This is a genomic window from Moorena sp. SIO1F2 (genome assembly GCF_010672755.1).
Classification (GTDB): Bacteria; Cyanobacteriota; Cyanobacteriia; order Cyanobacteriales; family Coleofasciculaceae; genus Moorena.
This window is the reverse complement of record NZ_JAAHFV010000338.1, coordinates 1-6972: the sequence shown is the minus strand read 5'-3', so window position 1 is coordinate 6972 and position 6972 is coordinate 1. Positions and strand designations below refer to the sequence as shown.

Annotated in this window: 6 protein-coding genes; 3 read left to right on the top strand and 3 right to left on the bottom strand. The window is 44.6% G+C overall.

Going from position 1 to position 6972, the window contains the following annotated elements; genetic code table 11:
• Positions 1 to 199 precede the first annotated feature (199 nt).
• A complete protein-coding gene (locus F6J94_RS27450; protein WP_293046126.1) occupies positions 200 to 1834 on the top strand; it encodes a CHAT domain-containing protein in 1635 nt (544 codons plus the stop codon).
• A gap of 305 nt (positions 1835 to 2139) precedes the next feature.
• Positions 2140 to 2802, top strand: coding sequence for a hypothetical protein (locus F6J94_RS27445; protein ID WP_293046121.1), 663 nt, complete (start codon positions 2140 to 2142; stop codon positions 2800 to 2802).
• 489 nt (positions 2803 to 3291) lie between these two features.
• Here the strand turns inward: F6J94_RS27445 and F6J94_RS27440 are convergent, their stop codons facing one another.
• Complete coding sequence (locus F6J94_RS27440; protein ID WP_293046116.1) at positions 3292 to 4197, bottom strand: phosphatidate cytidylyltransferase; 906 nt, start codon at positions 4195 to 4197, stop codon at positions 3292 to 3294.
• A 91-nt stretch (positions 4198 to 4288) separates the two neighbouring features.
• Positions 4289 to 4891, bottom strand: coding sequence for a precorrin-6Y C5,15-methyltransferase subunit CbiT (cbiT, locus tag F6J94_RS27435; protein WP_075897007.1), 603 nt, complete (start codon positions 4889 to 4891; stop codon positions 4289 to 4291).
• A 243-nt stretch (positions 4892 to 5134) separates the two neighbouring features.
• Between cbiT and F6J94_RS27430 the strand changes: the two genes are divergently transcribed.
• The gene (locus tag F6J94_RS27430; protein WP_293046112.1) at positions 5135 to 5341 is read left to right on the top strand and encodes a hypothetical protein; all 207 of its coding nucleotides are present in this window, start codon (positions 5135 to 5137) and stop codon (positions 5339 to 5341) included.
• Here F6J94_RS27430 and F6J94_RS27425 read toward each other — a convergent pair.
• A complete protein-coding gene (locus F6J94_RS27425) occupies positions 5338 to 6810 on the bottom strand; it encodes an aminotransferase class I/II-fold pyridoxal phosphate-dependent enzyme (protein ID WP_293046109.1) in 1473 nt (490 codons plus the stop codon). The genes F6J94_RS27430 and F6J94_RS27425 overlap by 4 nt on opposite strands.
• Positions 6811 to 6972: the final 162 nt, after the last annotated feature.

Genomic DNA, 6972 nt, shown 5'->3' with positions numbered 1-6972 from the left:
TGAATTAGTTATTAGCTTATCGCTTTTAATTTTTAGATCACCATTGATTCTGACTAACCACTCAACTCCTCAACTAAGAACTGGAAACTAATGATGTCCTACTAATGACCAATTCCTCATTATTGATAGCGCCAATACCACCCAAGACTCGATAGAGTGATCAAAACATCGGTATATTCCCTATAATGATGAACCTTTAATGTCTGGTATCGAAAATCCTTGCCTCAGTTTAGCGATCGCTCGTCTATCTGCCGCTGGCAGAGAAAACCTGGCTATCTGGGTGCTGAAAGCTCCTTACCCAGGGGGTATGGTTCATCATGATTCTACTTGGTCTGAATACATGACTCAGTCATGGCTGGCTTGGCAGGAAATGTTTTCCCCATTTTCAAACCATGTGCCGATTAGTGGTCATCACAACCAGTATCCCACAACTTTGCCCTCAGAGAATCAAAACGGTGCTACAGGTCCGGAGATTAGCTACAGTGGTCGTTTGATGCAAGGTTTGGGCATTGACCTGTGGCAGTGGCTGTTTCAAGGCTCAATTCGCAATGCCCTCGAACGAAGTCAAGGCATTGCCTTGGGACAAAATAAACCCCTTCGCCTGCGCTTGGAAGTCCGCGCTCCAGATTTCATTCCCCTCCCCTGGGAAATTATACAACCCATGGCGGGTAAACAGGCAATTTCCCTTTCTCAGCAAATCCTGTTTAGCCGCACAACTAGTGATGTAGACGCCCTCGAACCCCTGCGCTCCCACCAGGCTCTCAATATTTTGTTAGTTCTAGGAGAGAAGGTTCAAAAATTTAATGGTTCGACTACCAATTTGGATCTCGAAAAAGAAGCGGCTACCTTGGTAAATGCCCTTCAAGCTGGTAGAGCCGCTCAAACTTCTAGGAACCAATCCGTTCCACCAGTTACCTGCAACGTCTCAAAACTAATACAACCGACACCAGCTGAACTGATTAAAGCACTGGAAACCGGTGCCTATAACATCCTATTCTATGCCGGTCATGGTGAAAGCGCACCAGACGGAGGTTTGCTATTTTTACGCTCGGATGCGAAAATTAGTGGTACGGAATTGGCTCAGGTTCTGGTGCGCACCCAGGTTACCTTAGCTGTATTCAATGCCTGTTGGAGTGCCAAACCTGACCAAGTGAATTCCCAAACCATTCCCCGTAGTAGTTTAGCTGAGGTGCTCATTCACCAAGGTGTTCCAGCAGTTTTGGGGATGCGGGACTCCATTGCTGACCAAGAAGCCGTGAGTTTTATTAAAGCATTCGCCCAAGCCTTGGCAGAGCGGATGCCCATTGACCATGCTGTAGCTGTGGCCAGACAGCACCTGTTGACCCTTTACAAGTTTAACCAACCAGCCTGGACCTTGCCTATCCTTTATATGCATCCTCAGTTTGAAGGGGAATTAATCCAACCGGTGGGAGAAGGAATTACAGAACTGCCCACCATCACCTCAAGCTGGGTTGAAAGTCCTGCCCCAACGGCATCTTTGCGTTCGATTGGAAAAACCGATCAGGTCTGGCCGATTCGAGGTGGAGTGATGCGAGTGGGACGCCTACAATCTTACAACGATTTGGTGATTCCCGAAGTTTGTGTTAGTAAGCAACATGCTGAAATTATCTGCCGTGATGCTTTCACTGACCAAGGCTCGGATCCAACTTACTTCTTGAGGGATTTTTCTCGTAATGGGACGAGAATATTAATCGATAATGGTTGGAAAACCGTTCATCATCAGGAAGTTCAGCTAAGGTCGGGTATTCAGCTTAAGTTTGGTGGTCCTCGTGGTCAGATCTTCGAGTTTATTATTGACTCCCCAGAATCTTGAGTCGGACTATCCTCGTGCCGAGGATAAAGTGCAGCTTATGCTGTTAACTATGCTGTTAACAATGGAAGTTTCACGCTAAACACTGCTTAGAGTCAAATTGCAACTAGTGGCTGTCTACCTAAGAGCTTCTCTCAATAGCTCACATAGATCACACATAAGTTGAGGAACGAAAGTGGTGTTGCCATGGGAATTAAACAAAACTGAGAAGTCCAGATTATTTTTTCAGCTGTTGCGGAACTTCCTCAAAAATTGATGTAGCTATTTTATGTCAGGTTTCATCTACTAACCCAAACAGGAGGGGCATTATGAACAGCCAAGCTATTCAATATCAAGAACATCAACAATCATATTTTGAGGATACTTCGGTTCAAATCCAAGAAGAACTACTAGAATTACTATTACAGCCAGAAGAGGAGTTTTATCCTTGGGATCCAACTCATCCAGAAGCAGAAGCTTATTTTGCTAAGCTAGAAGCAGGTTTTTCCCTGGACGAAATCCAAGATCACCAGGAAATTGCTCAGGAATCTCTTGCCTTTTTTCAGCGACTAAATCAGTGTTGGGAATTACCGCTCGAATCAACCATCGAATCAACCATCGAATCGAGCATCGAATCCACCATTGACTCGTTGAAGGCAGCTTTAGCTAACGGATGTGCTTCTTGCATGCCTCCAGAATGGCTCGAAGCGATCGCTTCGAGAGCTCAAGAGGTTGTTCACAAGAACTTGTCCTTAGCAGAGCAACTTGTGCTTTGTGTCAAGCCATTGTTACAAAACTGGACAGAAGACGATCTATTGGTGTTAGCTCGTCCGTGGGCTTACGCCATGCGCAGTAGCTCAGACTCCATGAATGTCAGTGGTTCAGTTAAATCTGAACAGTGGCACTCTTTGTCTTCTATAGAACAAGTCCGCCTAAGCCTAGAAGTAGCTCATTCGGCTCTGTTCGAACTCAACAATCACACTAGTAACTAATCATCTCACTAATCATCTCACTAATCATCTTAATTAATTAGTATCGTAATTAGTGATTAGCGTAATTCGTAATTAGTGATTAGCGTAATTCTTAATTAGTGATTAGCACCAAGCTGGGTTTGAACCAAAAAAACCGTTTGCTGGTTCTGTCTTTGCCTACATTAATTATAATCCGGACATGATAGTTATCCCAAGTTGCATTGATATGTAGCACCATTTACTCCCATCTGCTCATGTGTGTTTTCTACCGTCTACCCAATCCAGAATGCACTTTTATAGCGGTTTTCAGGTTTTTATTCTCGAATACAGCTGGTGATTGCAGTGGGAATTTCCCAGAAGCTAATATGTATTCTACTGAGCTGGAAACCGCTATAAATTTTTAGTCTACTCAACTAACAATCGAAGTCAAGGTAGCGCAACTTGGTATTGCCATCAATGTATTGCGTATTGCCATCAATCAACCGAACCAATTCTGACCTTGAAACCAGACTACAGGGAGGTCGGTAACAGTGGTAGTAACAGAGTGACAAAATAATACACCAAAGGGGCAGTGAACACATAGCTGTCTGTTCGATCTAAAATGCCACCATGACCAGGAATTAATTGCCCGGAATCCTTGACACCAGCATCCCGTTTCATTAAGGACTCCGTTAAGTCTCCTAAGAGGCTAGCTACACCAATGATTACTCCGAGCATCATGCCACTCAACTGCCAGCACGGCCAATTCAGATACCAAGCTCCTGCGATTCCTACAGCAATACTACTGACAAGGCCAAATATAGCGCCTTCCACAGTTTTTTTAGGACTGATCATAGAAAGGCGAGTGCGACCAAAAAATTTTCCGAAGGTGTAAGCTCCGATATCTGCTGCCCAAATACAGCTAAATGCTAGGAGAGTTGTACTTAACCCAGCAGGTAGGTGACTCAGATTTATCGAAAAATTAGACCAGTATTCACTCTCGGGTAGGTTCGTAGCGGCGACTGTAGTATCTCTAGCTAGGGAGGACGTTTCAGTCAAACCTACTCGCAGACGGACCCAATAGCCGGGCAGATAACCACCATAGAGTAAACCCAATATGGAAGCCCCAATATCCGCAATGGTTGCTATCTTGGGTTGGAAGAGTAAGTAAAAGCAAATAAATGTTCCAGCAATGGGAAACACCGCATCAGCCAGGGTTGGTGAAATGGTAGCTGTAATTAGTAGTAGCTGAGACACAAACATGGTGCTTTTGGTTGCTGGCACCATGCCTTTCGCTTTTACTAGTTGAAAAAGTTCTAACTGACCTAAATAGACAATGACACAGAAGCCGATGGTAAAATACCATCCCCCAAGTAAGATCATCCCCATCGCCAGGGCGATCGCAACTATTCCACTAAAAATCCGTAACCAGGGCATATGACGTTTTTTTTTGACACTCCTGTTCTGACACAAGAACAGATTATTTATATTATTATTGTTAATTTTGTTCCCTGAATGGGTCTATTCCTTACTCTAACTTCTCTCCACTAAGAATAAAAATGGGGTTAACTGCTGCAAATGTTTGATAATTCCCCCGTGTCTCTAGGCGATTGACGGCTGACTGAACGACTTCGATATTGCGAGCCTGTAACTCCGCTAAGCCTTCTGAGATGGCATAGAGTCCTTCTAGATTGTTGGTGGTTGCGACTATCCTCCCTGGAGATTGTAGGTAGGGCCAGACTTCTTTGAGTAGAGTTTTGATTGGTCGTCCTCCTTCAAGGCAAACTCGGTGGGGTTTCAATGGTAGATCTTTGAGACATTCTGGGGCGTTACCTTCGATGACTTCTACGTTGGTGACATTAAAGCGATCGCAATTGTGTCGAATCAGGTTGGCTACTTCTTCATCCCGTTCAACGGCAATAATCTCACTTTTGGGACACAGTAGTCCAATTTCTACAGGAATGGTACCGGTTCCAGCACCGATGTCCCACAACCGGTCTTGGCTTCCTAGTCGTAGGGCAGAAATGATCAGCAGCCTGACTTCTCGCTTACTTAAGGGAATACCGGGTAGGCGTTCAAAGAGGTGATCTGGGATTCCAGGAGTAATGTATGGCCAAATTGGGGATGACATTTGTGGTATTTAGGTTTCGGGGTATTTTTTTTCCTTTAGTTATTTTGATTTATTAAACTAACCACTTGAGGTAGAGAACACAAAAAGAGTATTATAAATATGGCTGTTCGGTACCTGTTAGGCTAATTTTTGAAGTTTAATTGACACAGTAATCGACTAAAACGATTTGTCGATTTTTGATAGTTTTAGAATTTATTTTTTATCCTAAATAGGAGCTCAATATTATTACAAATTAGCATCACTTTGTCCGGAATAACCATAAATATTTACAAAGATTATAGCGTTGATCATACTTATGAGGTACATTCAATTTTCTTCCTATTAAGGGAAACCCCCAATACCTCTTTGCAGCGCTACTCCCGACTCTCTACTCCCGACTCCCGACTCCCGACTCCCGACTCCCTACTCCCTATTCCCATTAAGCCAGGACGAGGTACCTCACCTAATTAGTCAATGATGACGTTTAGGGTTTGGAGGCTGGGGTCGCTACAACCGGTAATTGAACCACCTAAGCTGAGAATTTTTTGGAGGTATTCAATAGTATTTGATTTGATTTGTTCTCCTGGCATTAGGGCTGGTATTCCTGGTGGATAGGGACAGATTAATTCGGCACTGATTCGGTTTATGGTTTCCGTTACTGGTAGGGTTTCGGTGGGAGCAAAGAAGGCTTCACGGGGGGAGAGTAAGGGTTGCAGGTTGCAGGTTGCAGAAGGCAGGTTACAGAAGGCAGGTTGCTCGGTGGAGGAATTGTCATGATTTTGGGCAAGTTTGGTGAAAGCTTGTACAAGTTGCTGAATATCTGTTTCGGTATTGCCTAGGCTAATGATAAAGGTTAAGTGGTGAAGTGTGGGTAACTCCGCTGTGACACCAAGCTGTTGATCAAGAATTTCATCGGCTTCAAATCCACTTAATCCTAATTCGGTCACTCTTACGGTTAAGCGAGTTGGGTCTAGGGCTTGGAATTTTAGGGGTTTTATCGGTTCTAAAACTGATAATCCTGGAAGAAGGCTGATTTTACTTCTGGCATCCTGGGCTAGCTGCAAGGTACGACTCATCAGTCGTTCTCCATGGAGTGCCATTTGTTGCCGTGCGGCATCTAGGGAAGCGAGTAGTAAATAACTGGGACTGGTGGATTGAACTAGTTGTAATGCTTTACTCAAGCGCTGAGCATCAATGCGATTGCCCTGAATGTGCAACATCGATGCTTGAGTCATGGCACCGAGTACTTTATGAGTTGATTGTACGGTTAAATCGGCTCCGGCTGATAGGGCATCCAGGGGTAAATCGGGATGGAAGGCAAAGTGAGGTCCATGGGCTTCATCCACCAGTAGGGGAATATTATGTTGGTGAACTATTTTTGCGATCGCTTTTATGTCACCACAGATTCCTTGATAGGTTGGATACACCATCATCACTGCTTTGGTGTCCGGATGTTCACTCAAGGCTTGGTTAACTGCACTTGGGGTGATGCTATAAACCAAGTCTGTTGATGGGTCGTACTCGGGGTTAATAAAGATCGGGATAGCACCACACAAGACTAATCCTGCGATCGCGGATTGGTGGATATTGCGCGGTAATAGGATTTTGTCCCCGGTATAACAGGTGGCTACTATAGCAGCCATCACCCCACAGGTGGAACCGTTGACTAGGAACCAAGTTTTGCTAGCACCAAAGGCTGCTGCTGCTAGGTCTTGGGCTTCTTGGATTACCCCTTCTGGAGCAAAAAGATTATCTAACTCCGGTAATTCTGGCAAATCAGCCCGAAATACTGATTGTCCCAGCAAATCCGCTAATGGCTCTGGTATTCCCTTGCCTTGTTTGTGTCCTGGTGTATAAAAGGCCGCATGGGGCTTGTGGGCTGATGCCCGCAGAGCATCTAATAAAGGTGTCTTTTCCTGAGAAGGTGGTCGATTGTTCACAAATTTTTCCCTCGGGATGGCTCTAGCATTTCAACCTACTAACGCTAATCCATCACCACGGGGTTCAGATGCCGCTACCAAAACCCCTGAGTGACGCCAAATTACTTGACCTTTACCAAAATTTATGCTATCTGCCATAACCTGAATGTCATGACCCATCTC

Coding starts and splice junctions, on each gene's coding strand:
- F6J94_RS27450 (WP_293046126.1), top strand. CDS start 200: ATGTCTGGTATCGAAAATCCTTGCCTCAGTTTAGCGATCGCTCGTCTA.
- F6J94_RS27445 (WP_293046121.1), top strand. CDS start 2,140: ATGAACAGCCAAGCTATTCAATATCAAGAACATCAACAATCATATTTT.
- F6J94_RS27440 (WP_293046116.1), bottom strand. CDS start 4,197: ATGCCCTGGTTACGGATTTTTAGTGGAATAGTTGCGATCGCCCTGGCG.
- cbiT (WP_075897007.1), bottom strand. CDS start 4,891: ATGTCATCCCCAATTTGGCCATACATTACTCCTGGAATCCCAGATCAC.